At 47.8% G+C, this 25,447-nt stretch carries 22 protein-coding genes and 1 tRNA gene; 6 read left to right on the top strand and 17 right to left on the bottom strand.

Annotation, left to right across the window (positions count from 1 at the left end; all coding sequences use genetic code 11):
- Positions 1 to 23 precede the first annotated feature (23 nt).
- The 9 genes from B5F76_RS01480 to B5F76_RS01440 all read right to left on the bottom strand — a co-directional run bounded on the left by B5F76_RS01480 (position 24) and on the right by B5F76_RS01440 (position 9,040).
- The gene (locus B5F76_RS01480; RefSeq protein ID WP_087350253.1) at positions 24 to 974 is read right to left on the bottom strand and encodes an AAA family ATPase; all 951 of its coding nucleotides are present in this window, start codon (positions 972 to 974) and stop codon (positions 24 to 26) included.
- A 53-nt stretch (positions 975 to 1,027) separates the two neighbouring features.
- Positions 1,028 to 1,387: a hypothetical protein gene (locus tag B5F76_RS01475; protein ID WP_087349941.1), complete on the bottom strand. Its 360-nt coding sequence runs from the start codon at positions 1,385 to 1,387 to the stop codon at positions 1,028 to 1,030.
- 5 nt (positions 1,388 to 1,392) lie between these two features.
- Entirely contained in the window at positions 1,393 to 2,556 is a 1,164-nt protein-coding gene (locus tag B5F76_RS01470; protein WP_087349939.1) for a hypothetical protein, read from the bottom strand.
- Positions 2,557 to 2,619: 63 nt separating this feature from the next.
- The gene (locus tag B5F76_RS01465) at positions 2,620 to 3,279 is read right to left on the bottom strand and encodes an ERF family protein (RefSeq protein WP_087349937.1); all 660 of its coding nucleotides are present in this window, start codon (positions 3,277 to 3,279) and stop codon (positions 2,620 to 2,622) included.
- A 123-nt stretch (positions 3,280 to 3,402) separates the two neighbouring features.
- Complete coding sequence (locus B5F76_RS01460) at positions 3,403 to 4,695, bottom strand: hypothetical protein (protein ID WP_087349935.1); 1,293 nt, start codon at positions 4,693 to 4,695, stop codon at positions 3,403 to 3,405.
- Between the two features lie 483 nt (positions 4,696 to 5,178).
- Positions 5,179 to 6,231 (bottom strand): hypothetical protein, encoded by a 1,053-nt coding sequence (locus B5F76_RS01455; RefSeq protein WP_087349933.1) that lies wholly within the window; start codon positions 6,229 to 6,231, stop codon positions 5,179 to 5,181.
- Positions 6,231 to 6,485, bottom strand: a complete 255-nt coding sequence (locus tag B5F76_RS15520) for a YkgJ family cysteine cluster protein (RefSeq protein ID WP_087349931.1) — start codon at positions 6,483 to 6,485, stop codon at positions 6,231 to 6,233. Before B5F76_RS15520 ends, B5F76_RS01455 begins: the two co-directional genes overlap by 1 nt.
- The gene (locus B5F76_RS01445; RefSeq protein ID WP_087349929.1) at positions 6,482 to 8,041 is read right to left on the bottom strand and encodes a hypothetical protein; all 1,560 of its coding nucleotides are present in this window, start codon (positions 8,039 to 8,041) and stop codon (positions 6,482 to 6,484) included. Before B5F76_RS01445 ends, B5F76_RS15520 begins: the two co-directional genes overlap by 4 nt.
- Before the next feature lie 483 nt (positions 8,042 to 8,524).
- Entirely contained in the window at positions 8,525 to 9,040 is a 516-nt protein-coding gene (locus B5F76_RS01440) for a hypothetical protein (protein WP_087349927.1), read from the bottom strand.
- A 279-nt stretch (positions 9,041 to 9,319) separates the two neighbouring features.
- Here B5F76_RS01440 and B5F76_RS01435 point away from each other — a divergent pair, with 279 nt between their 5' ends.
- A complete protein-coding gene (locus B5F76_RS01435) occupies positions 9,320 to 9,688 on the top strand; it encodes a helix-turn-helix domain-containing protein (RefSeq protein ID WP_087349925.1) in 369 nt (122 codons plus the stop codon).
- 10 nt (positions 9,689 to 9,698) lie between these two features.
- Here B5F76_RS01435 and B5F76_RS01430 read toward each other — a convergent pair whose 3' ends face one another.
- On the bottom strand, positions 9,699 to 10,652 hold the full coding sequence (locus B5F76_RS01430) for a helix-turn-helix transcriptional regulator (protein ID WP_204218289.1): 954 nt from the start codon (positions 10,650 to 10,652) through the stop codon (positions 9,699 to 9,701).
- A gap of 513 nt (positions 10,653 to 11,165) precedes the next feature.
- Between B5F76_RS01430 and B5F76_RS01425 the strand changes: the two genes are divergently transcribed.
- Positions 11,166 to 11,591, top strand: a complete 426-nt coding sequence (locus tag B5F76_RS01425) for a lysozyme inhibitor LprI family protein (protein ID WP_087349923.1) — start codon at positions 11,166 to 11,168, stop codon at positions 11,589 to 11,591.
- A 135-nt stretch (positions 11,592 to 11,726) separates the two neighbouring features.
- On the opposite strand, the gene B5F76_RS01420 is transcribed toward B5F76_RS01425, so the two are convergent.
- The 5 genes from B5F76_RS01420 to B5F76_RS01395 form a co-directional block, all read right to left on the bottom strand.
- Positions 11,727 to 12,179 carry a hypothetical protein gene (locus tag B5F76_RS01420; RefSeq protein WP_087349921.1) on the bottom strand — a complete coding sequence of 151 codons (453 nt, stop codon included), beginning with the start codon at positions 12,177 to 12,179 and terminating at the stop codon, positions 11,727 to 11,729.
- 60 nt (positions 12,180 to 12,239) lie between these two features.
- Positions 12,240 to 12,554 (bottom strand): hypothetical protein, encoded by a 315-nt coding sequence (locus B5F76_RS01415; protein ID WP_087349919.1) that lies wholly within the window; start codon positions 12,552 to 12,554, stop codon positions 12,240 to 12,242.
- A gap of 338 nt (positions 12,555 to 12,892) precedes the next feature.
- Positions 12,893 to 13,573, bottom strand: a complete 681-nt coding sequence (locus B5F76_RS01410) for a YagK/YfjJ domain-containing protein (protein ID WP_162608618.1) — start codon at positions 13,571 to 13,573, stop codon at positions 12,893 to 12,895.
- 2,561 nt (positions 13,574 to 16,134) lie between these two features.
- On the bottom strand, positions 16,135 to 17,388 hold the full coding sequence (locus B5F76_RS01400) for a tyrosine-type recombinase/integrase (RefSeq protein WP_162608617.1): 1,254 nt from the start codon (positions 17,386 to 17,388) through the stop codon (positions 16,135 to 16,137).
- A 148-nt stretch (positions 17,389 to 17,536) separates the two neighbouring features.
- Positions 17,537 to 17,612: transfer RNA gene (locus B5F76_RS01395), tRNA-Ala, on the bottom strand.
- Between the two features lie 283 nt (positions 17,613 to 17,895).
- On the opposite strand from B5F76_RS01395, the gene B5F76_RS01390 reads away from it, so the two are divergent.
- From B5F76_RS01390 to B5F76_RS01375, 4 genes are all read left to right on the top strand, one after another.
- Complete coding sequence (locus tag B5F76_RS01390) at positions 17,896 to 18,510, top strand: RlmE family RNA methyltransferase (RefSeq protein ID WP_087349910.1); 615 nt, start codon at positions 17,896 to 17,898, stop codon at positions 18,508 to 18,510.
- A gap of 12 nt (positions 18,511 to 18,522) precedes the next feature.
- Positions 18,523 to 19,257, top strand: coding sequence for a YebC/PmpR family DNA-binding transcriptional regulator (locus B5F76_RS01385; protein WP_087349908.1), 735 nt, complete (start codon positions 18,523 to 18,525; stop codon positions 19,255 to 19,257).
- Positions 19,258 to 19,773, top strand: coding sequence for a crossover junction endodeoxyribonuclease RuvC (ruvC, locus tag B5F76_RS01380; protein ID WP_087349906.1), 516 nt, complete (start codon positions 19,258 to 19,260; stop codon positions 19,771 to 19,773).
- Positions 19,774 to 19,969: 196 nt separating this feature from the next.
- Positions 19,970 to 21,136, top strand: a complete 1,167-nt coding sequence (locus tag B5F76_RS01375; RefSeq protein WP_087349904.1) for an MFS transporter — start codon at positions 19,970 to 19,972, stop codon at positions 21,134 to 21,136.
- A 57-nt stretch (positions 21,137 to 21,193) separates the two neighbouring features.
- Here the strand turns inward: B5F76_RS01375 and murJ are convergent, their stop codons facing one another.
- Both murJ and B5F76_RS01365 read right to left on the bottom strand, forming a co-directional pair.
- Positions 21,194 to 22,765 carry a murein biosynthesis integral membrane protein MurJ gene (gene murJ, locus B5F76_RS01370; RefSeq protein ID WP_087349902.1) on the bottom strand — a complete coding sequence of 524 codons (1,572 nt, stop codon included), beginning with the start codon at positions 22,763 to 22,765 and terminating at the stop codon, positions 21,194 to 21,196.
- On the bottom strand, positions 22,762 to 25,446 hold the full coding sequence (locus B5F76_RS01365; protein ID WP_087349900.1) for a ribonuclease R family protein: 2,685 nt from the start codon (positions 25,444 to 25,446) through the stop codon (positions 22,762 to 22,764). Before B5F76_RS01365 ends, murJ begins: the two co-directional genes overlap by 4 nt.
- Position 25,447: the final 1 nt, after the last annotated feature.

Here is a 25,447-nt window from a genome sequence, read left to right as displayed (position 1 = left end):
TTCTCCATCGAAAGTGTACGGGATTAGTCGGTCGTTATGGGAAAGATGCGTTCAGCCATTTCACGAAGAGCCATTCTGCTGGGAGCAGAGGCACGAAAGCCCAGAGCCCTGTCCAGTGCATACAGGACAGGCGAGATCCCCTGACGGGCAAGAGGTTGAAAGGCTACTGTGAGCTTTGCCCAGCGGATCAGAGTACGGGTAGAAAACGTCACTTCCAGAGCGTCATGCGCCGAAGATGCGCCCATGAAATTTTTGCGGACATCGTTGGCGAGGTCTACCATCTTGTCTGTTACTTCAGTTGGGAGCACGGGGAACATGCGGTGCAGGATTCCACATTCCACTTGACGGCTCGGATAGGTGATTTCCGTCACGATGAAGCGATCCATGAAAGCAAGGTTCTGTCTCAGTACGCCTTGATACAGACCAGTTTCGTCACTGGCTCCATTGGAGTTGGCAGTCGCAATGAAACGAAACATGGGATCGGGGACAATCAGCTCTCCATTGTTTTCTGCGATGCAAAGCGGTGAGCCATCCAGTATGGTGTTGAGCCCTGCAAGTGTCGCCGGGGAACAGAGGTCTATTTCGTTGAAGAGAAAGATTCCTCCCTGCTTCATGGCCATGGTGAGAGGACCATCTTCAAAGACCATACTGCCTTCATGCACGGCGAGGTGTCCGATAAGGTCAGGGAACTCCAGACGGTCATGCCCGTTTGCTTCAAATACGGGATAGTTCAGGCGGGCAGCAATCTGGCGGATAAGGCTTGATTTGCCAGCACCCACAGAACCAAAGAGATAGAGCGGATCAGGGCTTGGCATGAGAAACCAGACCACAACATCTCTGACTTCATTGTGGAGGGTGTAGTAGGGATCTACGGAAGGGGTGTATTCGGAAGGGGCAGCGTACCCCATGATTTTTGTTCCAGAGCTCTTGCCGCTAAACAGAAGGCCAGCATCAAAGGTTCGAGGGTGTGCCATGACAAACTCCATAAATGAAAAATCCCCAGTCCATCCGAAGACGGACCGGGGATTTATGCATGGGATTCACGAAAGATTATCTGTCTGCTGAATCTGACATCGAAAGGGTTTGAGTAGAATGTGCCCAGTTCTTCCACATCATCAATGAATTCTCCCACTCGAATGAACAGATATTCATCTTGTTTCAGAGAGTTAATGAATTTTTCTATCCATTGCACCTCTGGAAAATCTTCGTACCATTTGACGGATTCCCAATAGAAGAACTCTGCTCCAGAAGAATCCTTGAGATGCTTTTCAGGATGATTTATCAGATTCGTGTTAATGTTGTTTTGTGGTTTGCTTTTCGTATATTTAAATAATTTTGCAGTAGCATGTGCCGAGAGCACAAGCGCAACATCTGAATAGTATCCCATTGAGGTTATCCTTTTAATGTGTTGATTGTGAGCCTGCTCGACGGAAGTCCTACCTTTTCATGTCGGGCAAACATGGCAGGTACATCCATGTCTATTCCTTCCATGGCAAAGACCGCACCTATCTCTTCTGCCAGACTGTCACGGTCAAGGCTGCGGTGGCCCGGAATATCGGAGACCCTGAATCTCATGTTGCCAACGCTCACCCACTGTCCATGGGCGTCAATATGGGCATACATCTCTTTCATTTCTCCCTCTGCTTGCTTGATTTTTTCATCCAAGGTTGAACGTTCCGACTTCCAGGTGATCAGTTGTTCCAGTTGTTCATGCAATTCGGGGTGTTCGAGACCAGCAAATTTCGGACAATTCCCGGCATAGTTGCAGTGAGAGCACAGGGGATGGTAGCAGGAGGCTATCTTGAGATCGTTTGCAAGCAACTGACCTTCTTTCAGTGCAGAGGTTTCCTTCCAAAGAGACACGCCGGCATCAAGACCAGCTTTCAGCATGTTGCTATCCGGTATGTAGGGGCCAAAGACCTTGGCATCCTGCATGGAAAGGCACAGGACCCATGCCTCAAGATCCACATCCCGAACGTCCCAAGGGAGTTCTGCCCCTAAAGCAATGTTGGCTATGGATGGAAAAGTGAGGTTTTCATACGGATAGGCTCCAGTATAAGGGATATAGCTGAAGCATGGCTTTTTCCAAGATTCTGCAAGCAGTCCGATCTGGCCGTAGACTTGCATCTCGTAGGAAGAATACAGGGACTCCGGTAACTTCTGACAACTTTTGACTTCAAGGATTCTGACTGTAGGGCGAGGCTGTGTAGTTGCCAGCACAAAATCAAGATGAGCTTTGAAGTCTACTCCTTCGTATTGGGTTGAGATCTCCAGCTGACGGATATGCGGCAACATCAGACCATCAAAAGCCTGTGCAACGCCATTTTCAAACCAGTGACCACGGCTAAGGGTGAGAAGTTGCGGCAAGTCCTGAGACTGGCCTTGTCCATGTGCACGCTTCAAAACTGCTGCCCTTGGGCATGAGAAGTATGAGGCCACATCGCTCATACCTATATAGGACGCACGGTCTCCAAGCTGTTGCAGGGTAGATAATTGCTGGAATTGAGCCAGACCGCTGGCTATGATGTTTAGCAAGCGTTCTTCTCTGTCTTTCATGGTGAACTCCATTTGATGAGAGGCTTGGATTCAATTTTGGGGTCGGATTTGTTGTAGGGGACATCAGGCAGCTTCGGTGAACTTCCACCAGACTCGTTGCTGGCTGTTCCACATGAAACCTGCTGCCTTGAGGAATTCCTTTTTGTTCATGGTATTCCCCGTAGCAATGACATACTTGCGGCCATCCTGAGACTGCATGGCCTTGTAGGTGACCCCATCCAGTCTGGGTAATGGAGAAGGGGCTTCCTGCTGAGTTTGGGGAGGTTGCGGAGGCAAACGATGTGGGCGATTGTTGTTCTGGGTACGTGTAGGCAGCTTGGCTGCTTCACCATCATCGTCTTCAGTGATGATGCCCAGCATGGCGCACAGTGAGTACCTGCGGGCATAAGTCATGGCAGAGCCCATGCCCTGGGGATCGTTCTTGGGCAGGGGGATGACGGCAGTGCCAGAAATCCATTGGCCTGATTCGGCATGAATCAGACGGGTTTCAAGACCGATATGGCCCGGACCGAGTTCTACAGGTGCTGCGCACGGCAGTTGTGTCAGCCAGATACCATGAGAAAGCAGCACATCCCGACAAGCTTCCATCACGCTGTTAAGACTAGCGTAGGTACTTTTCGTGAAGGGATTGGTTGAATCCTTGACGACTGGGGTCAGCTCTTTTTGGACTTCTATGAGAGACTTGGCCAGCCTAACAATATCTTGTGAGCTGTGACTTTCCATATTTCCTCCTGAGATAACAAAAAAGCCCTGCCCGGATCACTCCGAACAGAGCAATTAAAGAAAAAATGTTTTTTTTTCTTCAAAGGAATAATATATATATCAAAAATTTTTAACTACATTAAATTAATAAAAATCCCTCATATTCCAAAAACGATTTTTAAAAATACCATTTATCTCAGACCATATATCAAAAGTATCTTTTATTTTTTTATAACATTGTTGTGCTTTAGAAGTCTCAAGAGAAATACCTTCTTTTTCACATCCGTATAAATATGTTTCAGCACAAAGATAAGCATAGTGTGAATAGTTTTTAAATAAATTAAATCTTGATATTCCAAATAGTCTTGAGGAGCCTGATAGATTATCCAATATGTCTTTTGGTGATCTTAGTTTATTTATATCAAATAATGGCATGATCAAATTTGTATAAAAAAAATCTTCTTTATGTTTATAATTTTTAACTTCTTGATTTTCACCATATATATAACGTTTTATTTTTGTGTTATCTGATAATAATTCTTCTTTTGTTTTAGAAAAAGGTGGAATAACAAATTGTTTCCCAATAGAAAGTAAATTTTTTGCACATATAAATATTAACTTGTCATTTACTATTGAATCTGTCTTTTCTTGTATTAAAGATTCAATAAATATATTTTCTCCTATTAAAATAGTATTTTTACATAGTTTGTCAATATATATATTTTTTGCGCATATACATAAGCTTTCACTTAAGCAATCTGTTTTACGTATTACAACATTATCCCCAGTAATAAATGCTCTTCTATGAATTTCAAATTTATTATCTATGCTATCATCTTCAAACACTAAAGAAACATCACTTGAATTCAAAGCAATACAGTTAGGAGCATTATAATTAGAAATTTTTATTAAATTTGTATCTTCTATAAAATCACATCCTTTTTCGTCTTTAAATTCTTTAATATTTGTTAATATAAGATGCTCATCTTTATAATAAGTATCACTATGTTCACAACCTTTATTAAACAAAAATGATAAATTATTAAGTAATACTTCTCTCCATTCATCTATTTTTGGATCATCAACGATTTCTGGAAATATTAATTCTTCTTTAGAATCAGAAGATATATTTTTCTCATTGATATGAGAAGTTTCTTCATATTTTAAAGCGTCTTTTATGTCCTTAAGCTCAATATCTATGCTCAATATCTGACAAATAGCATAGAGATCCTGTGCCTTGTCCCCAGAGAGGGACAGGGCACTGAGTTGATCTGCTTCATTTGTGCCACCATGGGCACGTACCCAGCGTGAGAGACGGCCATCCTGCTGAAAATCGAGAAGCTCTGTCGATGGATGTTCTCGCAGCTCTTCCAGCGAGTTGATCTTTTCTCCATCGAGTACCATATCAAATTTGAGGTCTCTTTTGACGATTTTCATAATGCTATTCCTATAAATTAATTTTTTTGAAATATTTATTTCTATGATGCAGGACGAATGCTGTTTTTTTTATAATATCTAGGGCTATAGTTTTCAGAGGATTGATACTTTTCATAGCATATTCAAGATATTTTGAATTTAATTCAGACTTGTTATTAAGAAAAGTAGATTCAACATATTCCTTGAATAATATAATTTTCTCCTGCTGTATATATAATTGACACACTCTTGACATGTTTTTCTGTATAATAAATTTTAGTTAATCTATTACAACTGTTACTAACCTATTTCTTAGATACGAAGATCTCCGTAGTACCAACGGCCATGTTCCGTTCCCAGAAAGGTGAAATCCTATTCTTGAGAATCCAGCAGTCACTGCGCTCACTTTGACTGTATCGGGGGAGAAGACATGTGCCATTTGTGAGCTCGTATCTAAAGAATCTAAAGAATCAATTAGTGCAAAGGATAATATAGATAGTGGAATTAACTCCTTATGCTCACTTCATGCAAAGCAATATCACAATGCTCACAGGCAATATTTCCATCGCCTATAGCCGTCATTATGGCATCTGTGTTAGCAATTTTGAGCTCCTCATCTTTCGGATCCTTACGTACCAGTTCAGTTTTGCACATCTTGTGCAGAACGTTGACTAAGATGATGGTATTCTCCGTAATTAGTTGGTCATTCGCACTAAAAAACGTCCAATCACGCTTGCCAGCAACATTCACTATGTGGTCAAGTTCATCAAGATGCTTGGCATAAATGTCATATACACTGTTTAAAGAAGACAGGAATCGTTTTCCATAATCACTGATCTCTTCAAGTTTAGAGCATATTTGATCAACTGTTTCTTCTTGTCTGTGGGCCTCCCTCCAAGCATCATCGGCCTTATCTGAAAGCTTGGAGCCGGTTACTGAGAAGATAAGCCCTCCAACTAGAAGACCAGCACCGAGAGTAGCCGCACTAAGAACAGTAGCTCCGAGGGCCATACCGCCGCCACCAGCAGCCAAAGTTCCGCCACCCAAAAATGCCAAGGTGGCATTCGTGGCAGCAGCTCCAGACAGAGAAGAGATGAGCGAGCCGGTTCCCGCTGTGCCTAGAGCCCAGACGGCAGCAGTAGTCGCACCAGATGCGGCCAAACCACCTGCTGTCCCGAGCCCTGCACCGACCAAGGCACTAGCAAGCGCGGCAGCTCCAACGGAGACCTCCCGCAGGTCGGCAATGGAGTTTTGGGGAATATCACAGTCGCCAAGCTTCGTACGGAATTCTGGACGATTGTCTATTTTTTCAATGATATCCGAGAACTTTTTGAATGACTGCAGTATCTCAAGCTCTCGATTGCCAATAGCATCCATATCTCGACAGGTCGTCTCATTTTGTTGTTTGAGTTTCTCACTCGCACGCTCGTGTATATGCTTGGCAAGTTCCATGGTGTCTTTGGCTTCTTTCATATCTACAGCACCTTTGACTCCAGCAGCCACACCAGCAATACCGGCAATAGCAGCAGCTGCACCAAGAATAAATGGAATAGGCATTATAAAACTCCTGTTTGCAATTTTTTGCAGTATTTCATGTTGATTCGATAGTATTCTTCTCTGGACATATAGTCCTTGAAGAATGCATTCCAAGCATCATCAACGCGACAAATCAGCGGGCGCTGCTCGTAGATAGAGCACAGATTGCCGTTAAGAAATCTACACACACCATCGCCTCGATCCAACTCTCTGTACATGGGGGCAAGCTTGAGATGTCGACAACATGCCCCACATACGTCGCATGGGAAACTCATTCAAACACCAACTTTTTTGTTTTGTCGCCCATGAACGTCTTAAAATCTCCTTGCCAAGGTAGTTTCATGTCATTTGCCTTAGATATCTGGTGAAGCCTTGTGTTGAGTTCCTGATTATCTTTGGCGCTAGCAAGGCAAGAAGCAATGGATTCGCAGCGTGCTACATCTCTTTGGAAAGCTTCTAAATCCAATTTTTCAAGTTCCGCTGCATACGCTTCAAGCTCAAAGGAATAGCGCTTAAAATCTTGGGCTATGGCGTCAAAGCTAAGGGAATTTAAAAAGTCGGCGATTTTGCGGATGACCGAGCTGCGATCCAAAAAATAGAGTAACGTGCAGCTCAGAATGCCAGTCACCAAGGTGCCGCAAAATGTGGGCACTATTTCTCCTACCACGGGTAGGCTACCCAAGGGTGACTTGCTGATTATTTCGCTCACGAATATACCGGCTACGGTAGAGGCACCGACAGCTAGGATCTTGGTTGCAGCCAGAATGCGGTCACCAATAGGCAGGCGATCTGGATTGAAGATCAAAATCTTGAGAGCAGCAACAATATTGGCCCAAGTCTCGCGGATGATTCGTACCACATTTTTGCTGGTGGTCAGAAAGATATTGCAGATAGTAGTAGAAATGCTAGAGAGTATGCCAGCAACCAAACCATCTCCTAAGGCTGCGAAAATTTCTCTGAATTTTTTCTTTGCGTTGAGGATACCTTGTTTGATACCAGTGCTGATAGATAAAAAAAGCTCACTGAGGTTAAAACCACTACCAACTTTGGCAAATTCGTTCTTTACGGCAAACCAGATCTCTGCAAAAGCCAAACCTACTGCCTGCCTTAATCCCATACGTAAACCAGTCCCTGTTGCACTGCTGACAGTATCCATCAAAAACCGAGAACTGGTGTAGTATGTTCCAGCGATCTTTGCTTCGTAGACCTCACGGGATCGGGCATCTTCATTGCGCATCCTGGCCCGCTGTTCTGGAGTATATTCATTCCCCCTGCGCGCAAGAAAATCCTCCATGCTGTCTGCCTTCTTGCTCCGGTTTGTACGCATGTTGGTAGGCCTAAGATTATCAGGACTGTTGGCCAGATCCTCTCCGCGCATATCTGCCAGAATCCGACCGGGATCATCATGAATTTCCTTGGCCGAGATCACGTGATCCAGATCCACTCTGGCATTTTTTTCAAAAATCTCACCTGTATAGGCATCACGCAGTTGACCTGCCAGCTTCTGCTGCTTGATTTCGGCGTTTTTGCTGATATAGCCGGTATGGCTGTGATAGCTATGGCTGTCGTAGTCGCCGCGTGCCTCATAGCGTGCCTTGTTGTCGGCGTTCTTATAGGCCATCTGCTCGTCAATACCGATTTGACGAACATTGTGGATGGTGTCCACATCACCGCCGTGTTGATCTCTGTTGAAGAGAGCATCTAGCCCAAAAGATGTAATTAGACTGCGAACAACCACGTGCTCATACTGGGCAAAAAGGCCTTCGACCACGGGTTGATTTTTTTGATAGCTGAAGTTGTCAGCTACCTGCACAACAAAAGATGAACTCATAACAACCTCTTGTATGGATATGGCCTAGCCAGATCTTACCCGAATTCTCAAATCGCGTGCAATCTGAGTGTGACCGAACAAAGCATATTTCAGCGGCAAAGAATCAGCCTTGAAAATAAACAGGTGTTTATTAATTAGAAGTTTCCCAAATTTATGTACTATTTCTTACTCAATCAGGTAAAAGTAGTAATGATGCGCATTTAAAATACAGCTATAATTTACTGGCAATACATATTTTTAGTTTTAATTCACTTTTCATAAAAATATTTTTTGTAATAAACATAAATTTATTATCTATAAAATTATAGTATATATTAAATATGCACTATATATTTTTTAAGAATTTATCCAAATTTTAATCAAAATATTGGAATTTTGGGACTTAAAAAATCAAATTTTACCTGATTTCCATCTCGACCTCAAGCTGTGTAGTACATTTTCATGGACAACTTTTAATTAATTATTTTTACCGCTTACCGACAACTATTCAGAAAATACTTCATTGATCTGCCAAGTGTCGGTAGCAGCGATGTAACTTACGGTGATGGTAGACGGGTCCTGTGACTCTGTTCGGATAACTAAGTTGTTATCCTTAGTTACGTATATGCTACCAATAGGGGTAACAATACGTGTGCCGTTGGGGAACTTGCGTTCCGTTTCCCCATCACTGCCAGAATACACAGTCCACATCTGTGACACGGGTTCATGCCGTAGTTCGATGGCAGCGATTTGTCTTCCGTCAGGGGTTACTACGGCCGCCACAGGTGCCCTAACCATGCTGGAGTTATCACTGATGATGAGGTTCCAAGTACCATCCCCATCGAACATAATAGAGATGTTGCCATCAAGCTCATCGGCTTGCACCAGCAGAGTACAGTCCTCCGCAGCAGCCATAAATTTGCCTACGGAAGTTTCCACGTACTTCGCAGCAAACACCGAAGTTGCTGCAATGAGAGAAAGAATAAGGACCACAATCAGGGTACGAATCTTGTTCAACATCATAACCTCCTTATGACCCCTGTCACAAATCATTTGTCGGTAAGCAATTTTTCATTACAAATGAGGTTTAATTATAGATTTCCTAAAAAATTGTACTATACCCGGCTCGACCTTGAATTTTCGTTCAGATGCCACTGAGTCGTAAAGCAAGGTGGCAAAGAACCTCACCCTCTTAGCGGATAATTCTATTTTTGGAGTTTAGAGTCAACATATTAGGGCACTACGCTGTTCGCAGGTTCAAAAATTTCCTTCAGACTTGTACTGATAAGAGGTACACGCATGAAGGATTCACATGGTCACAAGCTGGCTCAGCTGGTAGGCAGCAATATCGCCACTCGCCGGAAACTCAAAAATTGGACTCAAGCTCAACTGGGAGAGATGCTTGGCATAGGTACTGACTCCATATGTCGCATTGAGCGTGGCGTGATGGCTCCCCGTTTTCAACGCCTCGAAGATCTTGCCCACCTCCTTGATTGCTCTGTTGCTGATCTTTTCAAAACACCAGAAGAGCTCCTTCAGTCAGTCCAGTGCTCCAGGCAGGCTGAGCTTGCGAACATTGCTCTGGATGTCCCTTCCCAAATAGCAAGGCTCTCTGAGCAAATCATTTTTCTGACCAAGTTGCTCAACAAAGATTCAAATGTTGTATGAGCTTTGGGAGCTACCCTGGGCAATCTGTCACAGGTAGGAAGCTCTCTACCTTATCTCCAAAACTGCGAACCCATGCCGCAAGTTCCGGCTCACTTCTCGTGGTTATCTCAAGCAACACACCTCCATCCTCCTGCTCGACAAGTCGTTGTGTGTCAGACCAGATACGTTCCCGCACATAATCGGAGGCACTACCTGCTCGGAATTTTATGCGGAAGCTGCATGGTTCATGCCAGGGCAAGCCAAACATACCAGGATCCCTTTCCGGTATATCGAAGGGCACAGGCTTGTCCGTCTGAATCACATCCTGTATGCGGTGAACTGCCAGATTGGTGAGATGCTTTATAGCCTTGAAGTCTTCAGTGACGCTGGCTCCCAAGACGTACAGGGCATTGCTCATGCTGACAATTCTCTGAGGGGCGAAGCGGTGCTCCTTGGGCTCTGTTCGTCCAGCGGCTTTATAGCGCACCAGACAGATGAGCTTTTCATCAATGGCCTTGACCAAACAATCCAGATGGCCGAAATGTGGAGAGTAGTCTATTTGTCCCTTTCCGTAGAAGACGAACTGGGGACGCTGACATTTCTCACGGTCGGCATAGGCTGTGTCTGCCATCAGCATGGAGAAGTTGAAGATACTCTCGTCTACTCGTTTTTTGATCTGATCCGGTAGATAAGGAGTAGCCAGATCTCTGCAGATGGACAGGTAGCGAAGCTCCTCAAAATCCAGTCCCAGACGGCTCCGGGATATGGAGCGGATCTGATACCACCTCTTGTGACCATCCAGACCAGTGACAAGATTTGCTCCTATGACTCCCTCGATTTCACCGACCAGGCGAATGATCGTCTGCTTTGAGCAGCAAAGCCATTCACTCAGGTCAGCCTGATAGTGTCTGCGGCCATCAAGCATGAGGCGCTGGAAGAGGCGAAGCAGCTTGTTGCTTCGGCTGGCATCATCAATTTTCTGCATCAGAGAATAGCTCCATCATACGAAAATTACGATATATCAAGCTGTTAGCAAAAATCATGGCGATTTTACCCCCTGTTTTGTTAGTTTTCATATCTGGAGTCGAACCTATACGATAGAAATTCCGTTATACGGAATCTTTCTGCGAGTAGACAAAAATTTTTCAAAAAGAATTATACAAGTGATTCCAAAATATTATGCTTAAAAACGCCCGTAGAAGGTTCTCAGGCTGAAAAATCTCACTGAAAGAAGAGAGGGGAAACCGGGATAGACAGTGCCACGGAGGGAAACTGCCAATAGATCCATCTTGGCCCCGACTCCTCAGCGCAAGAACCATTTTTGAACAACAACGCTATTGACACTCTTTCTGAAAAAACTCACGTTGTCCAGACAAAGCTGTTTTTATTCCATTCAAGCTCTACGGTATATTTCTTAGCAAAAAGCTATTGATACAATGTTACGAGGGCCGCAAGATATCATGTGGCAAGAACGAGGCCCTTCAACAAAGGGGGAAACATGGCAATCAAATTTACGAACGTCGTTGTACAAGGACTGCTCATTGCCAGTCTGGCTTTGCCATCCGCTGCCCTGGCTCAAGAGCAGGGAAGTGAGGAATTGGCCCCTGGCTTTGATGCCTGCATGGGACAGGCTACCGCTACGGTTGAGATGGTGAATTGCCTGAATTCCGCTTACGAATATTGGGACGGCATCCTCAACAGAAACTACAGGCAGGCAATACGAGACTGTGCTGATTCTGGAGAACCTGAGTGCAAGAAGAAGCTGCAAAAGGCACAAAGGGCATGGATACAGTACAAAGAGGGTATGGCTGACTTCATCTACTCCTCCACGGGTGGAACCATGAGCAGCCTGAATGCTGCGAGTTTTCTGGCGACAGAAACCAAGAAGCAAGCAGAGCTCTTGTCAGGGAACATGGATGAATAGCACTCAACCCCATCTATCCCAACCTGAGAGACGGGTATGTCTGGAAGAAATTTTCCATGAGAAAACAGGGCAGGCTGTGGCGCACAATCCACGACCTGCCCAAATCCAATTTCACATGACTGATGTTTTCATCTGCTAAATTAATTCAATTTGCTTGATAAGCTTGTTTGCACCTGCTCCTGTCATATTTTTTAACGATACTCCATTTTCTCTAGCAAATGCTTCTATATCTATACCTTTCTTCTTGCACTTATCTGAAATCATATTTTTTTGCTTTTCAGATGCAGGTTTTGAACCTCCACCATTGAATCTGTTTTTATCCTGATTACTATAGTTATTTGTGTTTTCAATAACACTAGATTTAGTAATTATAGTATTACTATTTATATCTTGATTATTTTTGTTTTTCAAATATGACATCTCTATTAATGCATTTTTCTTTGCATTTAAAGAAGCTTCATCTATAGTTGAACCTTCTCCAATAGAAGAAGCTTTGAATTTTTCATCGATAATTTCTGCACTACAGATAATTTTCTGTTGATTATTTTGCTGTATATTTCCAACGAAAGAAATGTTAATAGTATTCATGATTTCTCCTTGTCTTGTGTTGAAAAAGAATGAAAATAATAGATAAAACAAGAACAGATGTTAGCGCACCTTGGTACGCAGCCACTCCATAAAGGCTTCTCGTGTGTAGCCAATCTTGTTACCCACTTTGATCTTCTTGGATGGACCTTTGCCTAGACTGTCTTCATTGCTCATGGTTTTGGCACTGAGGAGCCCTCCTATCACCTTCGATGCATATTCCCTGGAAAAGACAGGTGGTAACGTTTTCTCGACTTCCTTAAAGAATTCGTTTTCCTTGCCACGGTAGAAAAAATCACCAAAGTTGACAGAATCATGTGGATCATTTGGATCATTTGGGTAATCAGAATAATCAGGATAATTGGGATAATGGTTCATGGTGCACTCCTGCATGGGAAATTGTGTGTCCCGCGTCTGTAGGTCAGGGCAGGTAAATTTGGGATATCTCCCACATCATAGTAGTTCGGTGTAGAATGAAAAAAGGAGGAGAATGTTAACCACTCCCCTCCTGCAAACCTACGATGGCCCAGATAGCCCCCACGGGTGCTGTGCTCTATATGCAGAAAATGGCGATTACAAGGCCGAGAGAATCGGCCATTCAGCGCTCATAAATCCCCTCAAAGCTGCTTTCCTGGGGTATACTACTGGCACCTGTTTTCACCCCCAGATGCCCGATAGATCCATGAAGCTCCTGTGCCTTTCATGCTACGGACGACCTAGCCCTTTTTCTTCCCCTTTAAACGACTCATCCCGAAATCCCTGAGACCGTCCTTCGGCTCTCCCTTGCCACTGGGTTTCACCATGTACGATATCTGCCTCTGCACATGCTCTGGAATACCCTCGCTCCTACGAAACACCGTGCCATTTTCCCTGTAGCTACCATCTGGATTCTTGTTGCAATGATGGATCAGCCCCTTCTGCTCACTGCCTATCGTCTTTTGCCAAAGAGCTTCTGCCTTCGAGAAGACCCCATAGGGATTCTGTATCTTGTGACCGTTTAACAAGAGAATGCCGTGATAATGAGGAGTCTTGCTTGTCTCCTGTTCTCTCACCCAAATATAAGCCGGATCTAATCCCTTTCGTTTGCAGTGCTGACAAAGCTTGGCCATCATCTTGGAAATGTCCTTATTGTCCATAGTGCTCACTTGCTCCTTGTCGTTTGCAAAATCAGTTTTGTTCATATCGCCCTTATCCTCCTGAAAATCCTTGGGATACCTAACGTCAAACCGTATAGCCAACACCTTGGAGTGCCTCTCGTTGTAGTCCGCCAAAAGGGTCTGTGCTTTCTGGTTAAGCTCAGGCATCACAGGGTAGGTGTTCGGACTGTCCTGGTGTCTGTTCGGGATGGACTGCTCGTCCTGATGGATCTGAGAATTTTGGTTGCAGTGCTTTTTCATGGAAATTTCCTCCAATGAATAAAAGTGGAATGGCACGAGGTGGACCCTCTGCCTGGTTGCATAAGGACAGGGATATAGCCAAGAGGTCCCATGTAGCTGGTCCTGTCTTGGTGAGGACAGAAATAGTGCTCCAAGGAACCTGTGAAAATTGAATGTGTGAACAATCATCTTGGGCTAGAGGTGTGGTGCTCCAGTCCAGGTGTGGTAATCGCTTTGTGCTGTGTCCCCGACACTTGATTGATGCTGTATATTTTCGGGAACACACTGTGTTGTGAATATTGTTTCAGTATTATTTGTATATATCAAATGGAGAATAATTATCTACTTCTATTTGTCTATTTCAATATCACAAATTGGAAGATATGGTATTTCTAGGCAAGCAAGATGTATAACTGTATTTTACATAATTGTGTTTTATATAAAGTATAGTGTATAAATTTGGTGTGCTTAATATACCTATATATTAAAGTACTACAATATACCTACACTTGTTTTGTCAATTATTTGATCTAACTAGACGATTCAAATGGGTTAAAAGTATGTTTTTTTGTCATAGTATGAGTGAATGAATTAAGTATAAAAACACTAAACAAAAATAATTTTCAGAACAGAGAACTGGTGCTCATCCTCCTATATGTCATGCACCAGTAGATAGTTTACAGCACCGAGAGGTTTGTTTGGAACTATGAGGCAGGTCCACATCTCCGAAGTAGAGGTCAAGGACTCTGCAAATAAGGGGCTAGTAGGGCGATAGCTTGAGAAGGCATCAAGGGGGACGCTGGGACTGAATATTCATTTTCAGCCAGGGGTAGGCGAAGCTTCAAGCGATGGGTTATGCAGTCGAGATCTGCATGTTCAGGTTGAGACAATTCTACACAGCCTCTAAAAGCCATTCGATCAAATCAGCCCAGCAGCTGACGTTCCTCCTGAGCATTCCTCTTCAGTTCCCCGTATTGTGGGAGTTCCTGTGGCGTTCCTGTCAGATATGTCTGACACCATCTTAAAGTACTGTGCAGAAAGACCAACCGTGTAAGCCTACAGGGCATCATGGCTGATAAACCTCTCCCCTTTCTGCGCTGTCCTTGCTCAGAAGTACAACCGAGCCCTTGCGCAGGGTGACGGCAGGCAATACGAAGGAACGTGCGGAGAGATTCAAAGGTGCCTTCAAGATGTGACACAAGAGTGCCGAGTCCATCGCTCTGCTTTTATGAACTCCTTGAGCATTCGCCGCGTTCTCATGCCCCCGCCACCCCTGGTCAGGGTTTCTGGATTCATTGGGGTGAGGCGGTGAATTTCTTTGTAGAGCCTTTCTCCGCCTCGGGCTATGTCTGGATCGGAGTCTTCCCGGAGTTTTTGGGCAGTTCGAAGATGATGGGCAAGACCACTCTACCGCTTTTGGCCACGAACGGTACAAGGCATAATCATCAAAAGGATGCCTGACCAAGAGTCAATGAGCTCGTAGAAGGCTTCTCTGCTCCGATGCCTGTGGATACTGAAAAAGACGACCAAACACGAGCCAGCTGTTGTCATCGACATAATTGATAGGGACCTCACGCGAGACTTCGCCGATTTTCTTCAAGTGTTACTTCAAGTGATCGACTACAGCGATCAAGCCTCTGTCCAGACCTCCAAGCGAGAGGAATCGATTCCCCCTCTTCTTTTGAAGGGGGTACACTGGAATTTCCCGAGTTCGCAGTGGGCGGCCGCTGCTCTTGCCACTACCGTTTTCCAGCGCCTCAATTCTGGCCAACAATTGCTGGACCAATGCCTTGAGCGCCGTGATTTCAGCTAGGTGCCTAGCATTGGCTGACTTTAATTCACTGAGTTCAACAACGCCTGTCAATGTAAGCCTTTACAGGCTCCGGCGTAAGGCCGAACGCAATCATCTCCTCTGGTGTCATTTGCACGGGAGCGAGGGTATTCGGCATCAGAGTTTAGGTATTGGCGGCCAGTAAAAATTGTGGGGGGAGCCGGAAGGTCTACCCCCTGAACGGATACGAAGAAGAACAATGTCCCTGAAAGCCACCATATTGTGCAGAGGCTTCCTGTTTGTGCATTTGCCACAAATCAAAAACGGGGCAGGTGAGCTTGAATCAGGGCATCGCCAGATCAGAGTCAGTCCACCCCTAAAAACTTGTGGTGCGGGTCAGATGTGAAAATATGGATATCGTGAATATTTTGGGGATGTGTTTTTAATATATTGAAATCATTTGTTATTTTGTCGTATGTTATTCATATTCATGGGATATTCACAGGTAAAAAGTGCCAGCTTGTTTGTCTTGATAGTCCAGTCCCCCACCTTCTAAAAGAAGGCATTCACTGTCTGCGGTGAGGGCTTGGGAGCGGAGATTTTCTATGAGACATTGCCTGATTTCAGTTTGCTCAGATAGTCACTCCATGCCTGCATCATCTCTTTTCCCTGGGGTAGCCACTGGGCCTGGTTGTATATTGCCCCGGTTCGATCCCTGTCTATGTGTGCCAACTGGCTTTTACTCAAATCGGTGTTGAAGCCCATCTCGTTGAGCAGGGTAGAGTAGATGCAATACCTCTGAAGTTAATCGTCATAAAATTTCATCGATGATGGCTGCTTTTTTGAACGTTTGCGCAGGGATGAGATGTGCATAGCGCTCGGTCATGGTGATACTCTTGTGCCTCATCAGGTCTCTCAACTCGTAGAGGGTTACTTTCCCAGATTGGGCAAGCCAGCTGGCAAAGGTATGTCGCAAGGTATGAAACCAGACTCGCTTACGAAAGTCCCTTTTCCCTTTTTCTTGCGGAGTAGCTGGATTCCAACCCAATTCCACGCAGACACGCTCAAAGGTGTCGCTGATATGGGTCATTTTGCCTCCATGTCTGTCTGGAAAAATATATTCTGATGGCTGTCTGCCGTAGGCAGCCAGTTTGTCTATAACTTGTCTGGAGACATGTAGAGCAGTACGGTTGCCCCCTTTTTCGGTAATCCACAGTACTCCAGCATTGATATCAATATCTGCTCCCTGTAGGCGAAATATCTCGGTGCTTCGCAAGCCAGTTTTCAGGGAGAGCCAAGCCATGTCGTGCAGGGCAGGACTACGCTTCTGCAATTCTACCAAAAGGGTTTTGGCTTCTTCTGGAGTCAAAAATCGTTCACCCTTGTTCTGAGGGCGTGGCATAGTCAGGCGGTCACGTCCGAAAGGGTTTACTCCTGTCCACATCTCCTGCTTGATGGCATAGAACACAGCCGCCCGGCAGGTAGAGAGTCGTCGCAGGACAGTTGCTGGGGCCAGACGTTTGAGAAGTTCGGTTTTGATTTGCTGTATCTGCCCGGCTTTTATCTCGGAGAGAGGCATTTTGCCTAATGTATTTCTAAAAGTGACATCGTATCCATTTCGATCTCTGCTATCGCCAGAGCTTGTATCAGTTGCAAGGTATGATAGGTAGAGCTCTACAGCATCGTTTAAAGTATAGGTTTGTATAGTGGTTACTTGAGGTACTGCAGCTAAGTGTTCCTTTATGTTGGAGCATTCCCGCTTTTTAGTTGGCGTAGCACTTAATTCTGAAATTTGTGCTGTTTCTGGGGAAAGAGCTGTTTGACAGGTTGTATCCTGCCCAATCAAAGACTGCCTGGTATGTGTTAGATAGTTCTTGCGCGCCTGTGCAGCTTGTTTTTCGGAGATTCCTTCGCTTAGCCAGCCTACGTTGATCCACTTGAGCTTGCCATCAATCTTTACGCAAAAGTCAAAACAGCGGTCAGGGCGACCGTTAAACCTGTTTCTGGAGGACTCTCTCCAGTAGACGCCTGGATACCGGGACGACTTGATCCTTTTGTGAGCCATAATAACCATCCCCATGAGAGGTAGAGGATAGTATCATCAGGGCAGAGCATTCGCCTAGTGCGAGGTTAGCACCGGGTTAGCACTCGGTTAGCACTACGGTTAGCACAAAAAAAAGGGTTACGGCAGTACCGTAACCCATTGATTTCCTTGGTGGAGAAGAGGAGATTTGAACTCCCGACCCCCGCAATGCGAATGCGATGCTCTCCCAACTGAGCCACTTCCCCACTCTGATAAACAGAGTAAAATCTATACCTCTGTCGCTTTGAAGCGTCAAGAGGGAAAATGCACAACTTCAGGGTGGGAAAGGGTGACTCATGCCAGTCAAGAGGCTTCTTTTTCTCTGTTTTTCCGGATAGAAGGCCCTTTGCTGCCTCTTGGCTTGTTTGAAAAAAAAGTGTATGTGCACTGGGCTTTCACGCTCGGACAGGCAAAAGTCTGTATCGAACAACTGCATTGTGCGCGTCCGTGTGCCAGGGGGACTCCCCTTCAGGCACTTTGGGAGTATCTGTGAAGGAATATCGCGATCATTATTTTCTGAAGGCCAAGGCGGAAAACTATCCCGCGCGAAGCGTCTACAAGCTCAAGGAGCTCGACAGCCGCTTTCATCTATTCCGCAAGGGCATGCGCGTGCTGGATCTGGGAGCAGCCCCCGGCTCCTGGTCTCTTGGCGCAGCCGAAAAGGTCGGGACAACGGGCCTTGTTCTTGGCTGCGACATACAGCCTGCGCGAACGGAATTTCCCCCGCAGGTGTCCTTCATGATCGAGGACGTTTTTGACAGATCGCCGGAGTTTGAAGCCAGGCTAGATGAGATCGGGCCCTTTGATGTGGTGATGAGCGACATGGCGCCGAGCACGACCGGGAACAAGTTCACCGATCAGTGCCGTTCCCTGGATTTGGCCAAGGAGGCCTTTGAAGTGGCCCTCATGCGCCTCAAGCCGGGAGGTTCCTTCATAGTCAAGATTTTCATGGGCCCGGATATCCAGGAGCTTTTGCAACCCATGCGCAAGGCCTTTGCCACGGTCAAGACCTTCAAGCCGAAAAGTTCCAGGGCTGAAAGCAAGGAAACATTTTTTGTGGGGCTCAACCGCCTGGCCGACAAAGAGGCCAGCCCCAATATCTGAGAGAGGTAACATATGTCAGGTCATTCCAAATGGGCGAATATTCAGCATCGTAAGGGCCGTCAGGACGAAAAGCGCGGCAAGCTTTTCACCAAGGCCGCCAAGGAAATCATCATTGCTGCCAAGGGTGGCGGTGACCCCGCAGGCAACTCTCGTCTGCGTGCAGCCATAGCCGCGGCCAAGGCCGTCAATTTGCCCAAGGACAAGATTGAAGCTGCCATTCGCAAGGGTACTGGCGAGGACGCAGGCGGTGATCTGACCGAAAGCTTCTACGAGGGTTACGGTCCCGGCGGCATCGCCATCATGGTCGAGGTTGCCACGGACAACAAGAACCGTACAGTGGCAGAAATCCGCCATCTTTTCAGCAAGCACGGCGGCTCCATGGGTGAAAACGGCAGCGTGGGCTGGATGTTCGACCGCAAGGGTGTCATCACCATCGACCGTCAGGCCTACGACGAGGAAAAGATGATGGAACTGGCGCTGGAATGCGGTGCCGACGACGTCATCGATGACGAGGATGTGTGGACCATTCAGACAAACATGGAAGACTTTACTTCCGTGCGCGATGCTCTGGAAGGCCAGGGTGTCACAATGCAGTCCGCTTCCCTTGCCATGGTTCCCCAGAATCTGGTGGCAGTGGACGCTGCTGTTGCCGAAAAGGTGATGCGCCTCATGGACGCTCTGGACGACAACGACGACGTGCAGAATGTCTACGCGAACGCCGACTTCCCGGATGATGCCGAGGTCTAGTTGGATCCCGTTACTGTCATTGGCATAGACCCAGGTTCCATCAATACTGGCTGGGGTATAGTGCGTACGGTTTCCTCCGGATTTGAGCTTGTGGACTGTGGTCTCATACGGACTACGTCCTCGCAAAAAACGGAATTCTCCCAGCGCCTTGCGAGAATCTACCGTGAGCTTGTCGCTGTACTCGAACGCTACAGGCCGCAGGAAGCAGCCATAGAGCAGGTCTTTCAGTCCATGAATGCTGCCACTGCCCTCAAGCTGGGTCAGGCACGGGGCGTGGCTGTAGCGGCCTGCGCTGCCTTTGACATAGGAGTGAGCGACTATCCTCCCACACTGGTGAAAAAGACGTTGGTGGGAGTGGGGCTTGCCGAAAAGGAACAGGTTGCCTTCATGGTCCGCTGCAGACTGGGCATCAAGAAGTCCGACTGGGCCCTTGATACCTCGGATGCCCTGGCCATAGCGCTCACGCACTTAAGTTTGCGTCGCTTCAGGGCGATGGAAAAACTCGGGAAGCACTGATCGCCTTGCAAACAAAGTACAAAAAAGGCCCTTTGCCATTTGGTGAAGAGGCCTTTTTTATTGCCCGTGAGCAAGAGCAACAGACAATGCATTTTCACAAAATTGTGTGTTGACTGAGTTTCAATAAAGATATAGTGAGGGGCACAATCGAAAGTAGAGACTGCCAAAATGTATGGATTTCAGGAGGAAGTTTTTTATGCGTTGGACCGCACTTGCAAGAGCAAAGGCAGCCTGCGCCTATTTTTTTGTTGTCCCGGGTCTTGTCTATTCCCTCTTTACTTCGAGGCTCCCTGCACTGAAGGAACAGGTAGCAGCCAATGAAGCGGAAATAGGCTTCATACTTCTCTCGCTGGGATTTTCGGGCCTGATTGGACTGCTTTTGAGTGCCCCGCTCATCCGCAGATTTACCTCGCGCCGTGTGCTGCGTGTATCATCCCTGGCACTTTTGTTCTCTCTTCCCGTGGCTGCAATGGCAACCTCTCCCCTGACTCTTGCGGCAGGCTGCGTATTCATTGGTCTGAGTACAGGCCTTGCCGACGTTGCCATGAATACCCAGGCCATTGAGGTCGAAAAGCACTATTCCGTGCACTGTCTGGCCTTCATGCACGCTGGATACGGCATGGGAGCATTGCTTGGCTCGATCAGTGCTGCAGGACTTGCGGCCCTCGGCATGTCTCCCTTCTGGAATTTTGTTGTTCTGATGAGTGCAGCTGCTCTTGTTCGCCCCTTCATGGTGGGGCATATGCAGGATGACAGCCTGACAGTGCCCAGGGAAGAAGGTCCCAAAAAGGCCTTTGTACTGCCTCCACTCTTTGTCATTCTCTGTGGCCTTGTTGCCGGATGCGACTACGCGACCGAAGGCAGCGTGGGAGAATGGGGCGCTCTCTTCCTGTTCTCCGTAAAGGGCGCAAGCGAGCAAACTGCGGCGCTCGTCTATGGTGTCTTTTCCCTGTCCGCTGTGGCCTGCAGGCTGGTGACGGATCTGCTGCGCACGCATTTTGACGATTTCCACATCATATTCTGTGGCAGTATTGTGGCTGTCACGGGCATGACAACAGTGCTCTTTGCTCCCGGTTCTTTCCTGACGCTTGCAGGATATGCCTGCATGGGCTGCGGGCTTGCGCCCGTTGTTCCCATACTGTTCAGCAGGGCTGGAAGCTACCCCGGAGTGTCCGCCAGCGCAGCCAGTGCCGTGGTGTCGGTTCTTGCCTACAGCGCGCTTCTTCTCTTCCCGCCACTCATCGGTGTTCTGGCACATGCCTACAGTCTGCGGACAGCCCTGATGCTTCCCCTGCTCTTGTGCGGTCTGCTTGTGGCAGCATCCTTCCTGTTCAGACGGGGAAGCAGGAGTGCGGGCGCGTAGGAAGCCTCGCTTGTGGGGGACGGAAAGATTCCAAGATCTTCCGTCCCCTTTTCAGACTCAGGCTGTTTTCTTGCGTGACAGTCGTGCCTTGAGTCTCTCGAGAAGTTCAGGACAGAATCTGAGACACAGGGGCACATAGGTCAGCAAGAGGACAAGGCCTGCGCAGGCAAGCCCCAGAAAGGCAGCAAGAATGGGGGAATCGGCACCCAAAGCCCTGCGAATTGCCCCATCAATGAAGAAGCCGAGAACGGTCCCGGGCAGGACGCAGAGAAGGGAGCGCAGTGCCGTGCCGGCCACTCCGGCAAAAACCATGGTTCCTTCCCGTTTAAGCCAGATCAGGATGAGCACGAGAGAGTAGCAGGCAAGACTTGCCACAGAGGTCAGGGCTATGCCTGCAGCTCCATACGGGACAGCCAGGAAGTAGTAGACCGGCAGGAAGACCAGGGTGAGCAGTGTGCCGGAGACGGCAGGGGTAATGGTGTCTGTCTGGGCGTAGTAGCCCCTTGTGAGGAGTTCCAGAAGAACCCAGAAGGGGCTTGCGCACAAAAGCAGCTGCAGAAGGGGGACGGCACGCACGATTTCGTCACCAGCCATGCGGCCGCCGTAAAAGAGGAAGATGAAGGTCGAGGGGGCAAGCACTGCCATCCACACGGCCAAGGGCAGGATGAGGCCTGTTCCTGTCCGTATGGCGCGTCCCAGAACCTGCGCAAAGCCATCTCTGTCATTCTTGGCGAGCAGCGAGACAAGGAAGGGGTAGGAGGCCAGGGCGGCTGCCTGGCCTACCAATGCCACAGGGACCATGGCCACGCGCTTTGCGTAATTGAGAAGGCTGACGGAGCCGTCGCCTGCAAGGGAGCCGAAGATGCGCAAAAACTGTTCGTCAAGGGCCGTTATGGTCTGTCCCAGCATGAGCGGTAGTGCCAGCAGTATGAAGCGCTTCATGAGCGGATGGGCAAGGTTTGGCCTGAAGGACAATCCACCCTTGCGAACCATGTAGAGGGGAAGGAAAAGTGTGCCAAGGGCAGCTCCTGCAACAACGCCCACGCAGTAGCCTGTCATGCCCTGGACCAGTCCCAGGGCAGGCAACGCCACGCCGAAGGCAATGATGCAGCCATTGTAGATGAGAGGAGCAAGAGCTGGAACAGCAAACTGCTTGCGCAAAAAGAGAATGGCTGTGACGCAGGACCCTGTCAGAAAGAAGAACTGGGCTGGAAGGGTGATGCGCATGAAAAACTGCAGGCGCAAAAGCTTTTCCTCGGCAAGGCCCGGTGCCACAAGCCGCGAGAGGGGGGCTGCAAAGGCCATGGCAACGATTGTGAGCGCAATGGCTGCCAGAACCATCCAGGTGAGCACAGAGGAAAAGAATTTCCAGCCGTCAGCCTCGTTCTCCTCAAAGCGCCTTGCCAGCAGGGGCATGAGGGTGATGCCCAAAAATCCCCCTGCCAGAAGGTAGTTGAGGATGTCCGGGACCACAAAGGCTGCAAAGTAGATGTCGGATTCGCTCCCTGCGCCAAACTGCCAGGAAATGACCTTGTCGCGCACAAGACCCATGAGCCTTGAAAGTATGGTGCTTGCGGCAAGAAGGAGGGCAGCCATGCCAATGCCCTGTTTCTTTGTCAGAATGCTCATATGTTTGCCTCGTTGGCCTTTCCTTTGCCCTGTGTCCCGGTATTTCCCCGAGAGAGTACCTCCACGAGAGCAAAATCTATGAAGAGTGAAGTGAGGGAGATACTGGTCGGGAACACTTTCACCCTGCTCCCCAGGACAAGGTTCCTTGCTCGTCCCGAGGAAAAGTAGGGAATAAGCCCCTCGACCGGAACTTCGTCCAGGCTGACAAAGGCTCCATAGTGCTGCACAGAGTTGATGTGTCCGATGTATTCGGTTTTTTTTCTGTCAAGCATCCACAGGCAGGCAAGACGCTTGTTCATTTCCCTCTCGGCGAGCTGGGCACTGCGCTCGTCGTCATTGATTCGGGTCGCAATGATATCGAGAGTCTTGCCAGCATGGATGGCATCTTCATCCGCTCCAATCGCTCGCTTGAGGACCCTGTGAACCAAGAGATCGGCGTAGCGGCGTATGGGAGAGGTGAAGTGGCAATAGGCAGGGGATGCGAGACCAAAATGTCCTATATTGTATGGACTGTACATGGCAATGGGAAGAGCTCGTACACAAAGCTTGCCCACAATGCCCTCGTTTTCCGTTCCCCGTACAGTATCCATAATCTGACGCAGGCTGGGATCGGCTGTCTTGCTGGCCAAGGTCTTCATGAATCTTGTGTGCTTCAGGCTTGCATACAGCTCCTGCAATTTTTCGTACGATGGTTCTTCATGGACACGGTAGAGAAAGGGAAGATCCGTCCTGCCGAGAAATGATGCCACTGCCTCGTTGGCGCAGAGCATGAATTCCTCGATGAGGCAATGCATTTCGTGACGAAAGACATAGGAGTAGGAGCTCAGATGTCCGCCTGTGTCAAAGACAGCCTTGCTGTCCGGAAAGTCGAAATCAAGGGCGCCTCTTGCGAGACGACGCTTCTTCAAAAGCTCTGCAAGTTCAAGCGCAAGCTGAAGCATGCTTCTGATATCGCAGCCTTCACATTTTTCCGGGGCAAACTTTTCCGATGTTGCCTCGTCCATCTCGTGGACAAGGTCCCTTGCCTCGTCATAGGTAAGTCTTGCCTTGGAGCGCATGACAGCAGGGGCAAAGGAAGTTTTCAGCACATGTCCCTGGCTGTCGATACGGATGTCTGCGCTCACGACAAGTCTGTCTTTGTGTGGGACAAGCGAGCAGAGATCGTTGGAAAGCGCAAAGGGCAGCATGGGCACAACCGAGGTAGGAAAATACCAGGAGTTGCCGCGCTTGAGTGCTGCCTCGTCCAGGGGATCGCCCTGACGCACATAGTGGCTGACATCGGCGATGGCAACCTGCAAGAGATAGCCACAGTCCGTGCGCGTCACGCAGATGGCATCATCGAAATCCCTGGCATCGGCACCGTCAATGGTGACGAGGGCAATATCGCGCAAATCTCTTCTGCCCTGCAGGTCTTCAGACCTTTGGGCAAGTTTCGAAGCATGCAGTCTGGCTTTGGAAGGAAATTCGCCAGGAGCCAGATGATTGAGTCTGACTAGTCTCTCATGGAATTTGATGCTCATGGGAGAGTCGACAACTCTAATCACCTCGGCAGTGAAGTAATCGCCCTCATTGCCTTCTTTTTCTTCAGTGATGCGGCACAGAACTATGTCTTCGGGATAGAGTCTGCCAAATGCGGAGTTTTCCCGGACCAGAAAATTGCAGCGTCGAGATCCGGCATCAACACCCCACCACTGTTTTTTTTGCTTGCCCTTCTTGTCTCTGCCAACAATGCGCAGAGCAACGGGAGTAATGGAGCGTGCGACGATCCTGTGGACAGCAGCGGCGAAGCCTTCTTTTTTGGATATGAGCAGTTCGCACACTACCTTGTCGCCATCCAGAAGAAGAGCTCTGCTGTTGGCAAGCTTGGCTGTGGCAATTCTGCCGTCGCTTGTCGTATAACGAACTACTTTGCTCTTCCCGTTAAACAGCACATAGCCCTCATGGAGAGCTGTTTCATCAACGGAAGCGGATGCCTTTTTCCCTGCAACAGCTCTGTAGAGCAAGGCCTTTCCCTTGCTCTTCGAGGAGGAATGTATTTCTTCAACCTGTCCATCCTCCACAAGTTCTGCGAGGAGGGTATTCAGGGTTTTCATGCATCTGCGAGCGGAGAAGACATTTGCCAGCGTATCAATGCTGCACTCTCCTGCGCGGACAAGAAAAGAGAGCAATTTTTTTTTGCTCAACACCTTTTCCTTCAGGAAATATCTTGCCTCGCTGTCTTGAACCAGACAAGCCCTGTTGTCATCAAGCAGGTTCTTGAGGTCGTTGTGTCCGACAACGCCAATCTGTGAGCAGTCAAGGAATCTAAGCTGGTCCCGAAGTTGCTTGAAAGTAAGCCCGTCCTCCTTTTCCAGAATCCGAACAATATCCTCCCAAGTCACATGTACAGCCTTGCGTGTACCATAGTATCCCAGGAACTTGTGTCCTCCAGTGGACGCTCTTGGAACCATATACCCGCTTCTCACGGGAACGCCGGGTAGATTGTTTGCGTCCCTGCCCCACGCCTGCAGATGTTCCTTCCCCGGCTGCCAGAAAAGGCAGACATTGCGGGAATCTTTCTTGCAAGGGGCCGCAGGTGCGCTATTGTCAGTCTCTGTGGAAGCTGGGGGATACTGATCAACGAGAGAGGCAAAATCCTCCAGAATCTCGTCACTGTTGTTTGCAATGTCCTTGATTTCCATA

Origin of the sequence: Desulfovibrio sp. An276 (assembly GCF_002159665.1) — a bacterium.
Classification (GTDB): Bacteria; Desulfobacterota; Desulfovibrionia; order Desulfovibrionales; family Desulfovibrionaceae; genus Desulfovibrio; species Desulfovibrio faecigallinarum.
This window is presented reverse-complemented; position numbering and strand designations above follow the sequence as displayed.

Bases quoted from the DNA above. Each gene is read 5' to 3' on its own strand.
- B5F76_RS01480 (WP_087350253.1), bottom strand. From the start codon at position 974: ATGGCACACCCTCGAACCTTTGATGCTGGCCTTCTGTTTAGCGGCAAG.
- B5F76_RS01430 (WP_204218289.1), bottom strand. From the start codon at position 10,652: ATGCAGAAAATTGATGATGCCAGCCGAAGCAACAAGCTGCTTCGCCTC.
- B5F76_RS01415 (WP_087349919.1), bottom strand. From the start codon at position 12,554: ATGAACCATTATCCCAATTATCCTGATTATTCTGATTACCCAAATGAT.
- B5F76_RS01445 (WP_087349929.1), bottom strand. From the start codon at position 8,041: ATGAGTTCATCTTTTGTTGTGCAGGTAGCTGACAACTTCAGCTATCAA.
- B5F76_RS01400 (WP_162608617.1), bottom strand. From the start codon at position 17,388: ATGGCTCACAAAAGGATCAAGTCGTCCCGGTATCCAGGCGTCTACTGG.
- B5F76_RS01440 (WP_087349927.1), bottom strand. From the start codon at position 9,040: ATGTTGAACAAGATTCGTACCCTGATTGTGGTCCTTATTCTTTCTCTC.
- B5F76_RS01460 (WP_087349935.1), bottom strand. From the start codon at position 4,695: ATGAAAATCGTCAAAAGAGACCTCAAATTTGATATGGTACTCGATGGA.
- B5F76_RS01475 (WP_087349941.1), bottom strand. From the start codon at position 1,387: ATGGGATACTATTCAGATGTTGCGCTTGTGCTCTCGGCACATGCTACT.
- B5F76_RS01385 (WP_087349908.1), top strand. From the start codon at position 18,523: ATGTCAGGTCATTCCAAATGGGCGAATATTCAGCATCGTAAGGGCCGT.
- B5F76_RS01420 (WP_087349921.1), bottom strand. From the start codon at position 12,179: ATGAATACTATTAACATTTCTTTCGTTGGAAATATACAGCAAAATAAT.
- B5F76_RS01455 (WP_087349933.1), bottom strand. From the start codon at position 6,231: ATGCCTATTCCATTTATTCTTGGTGCAGCTGCTGCTATTGCCGGTATT.
- B5F76_RS01410 (WP_162608618.1), bottom strand. From the start codon at position 13,573: ATGAAAAAGCACTGCAACCAAAATTCTCAGATCCATCAGGACGAGCAG.
- B5F76_RS01425 (WP_087349923.1), top strand. From the start codon at position 11,166: ATGGCAATCAAATTTACGAACGTCGTTGTACAAGGACTGCTCATTGCC.
- B5F76_RS01365 (WP_087349900.1), bottom strand. From the start codon at position 25,446: ATGGAAATCAAGGACATTGCAAACAACAGTGACGAGATTCTGGAGGAT.
- B5F76_RS01435 (WP_087349925.1), top strand. From the start codon at position 9,320: ATGAAGGATTCACATGGTCACAAGCTGGCTCAGCTGGTAGGCAGCAAT.
- B5F76_RS01470 (WP_087349939.1), bottom strand. From the start codon at position 2,556: ATGAAAGACAGAGAAGAACGCTTGCTAAACATCATAGCCAGCGGTCTG.
- B5F76_RS01375 (WP_087349904.1), top strand. From the start codon at position 19,970: ATGCGTTGGACCGCACTTGCAAGAGCAAAGGCAGCCTGCGCCTATTTT.
- B5F76_RS15520 (WP_087349931.1), bottom strand. From the start codon at position 6,485: ATGAGTTTCCCATGCGACGTATGTGGGGCATGTTGTCGACATCTCAAG.
- murJ (WP_087349902.1), bottom strand. From the start codon at position 22,765: ATGAGCATTCTGACAAAGAAACAGGGCATTGGCATGGCTGCCCTCCTT.
- B5F76_RS01465 (WP_087349937.1), bottom strand. From the start codon at position 3,279: ATGGAAAGTCACAGCTCACAAGATATTGTTAGGCTGGCCAAGTCTCTC.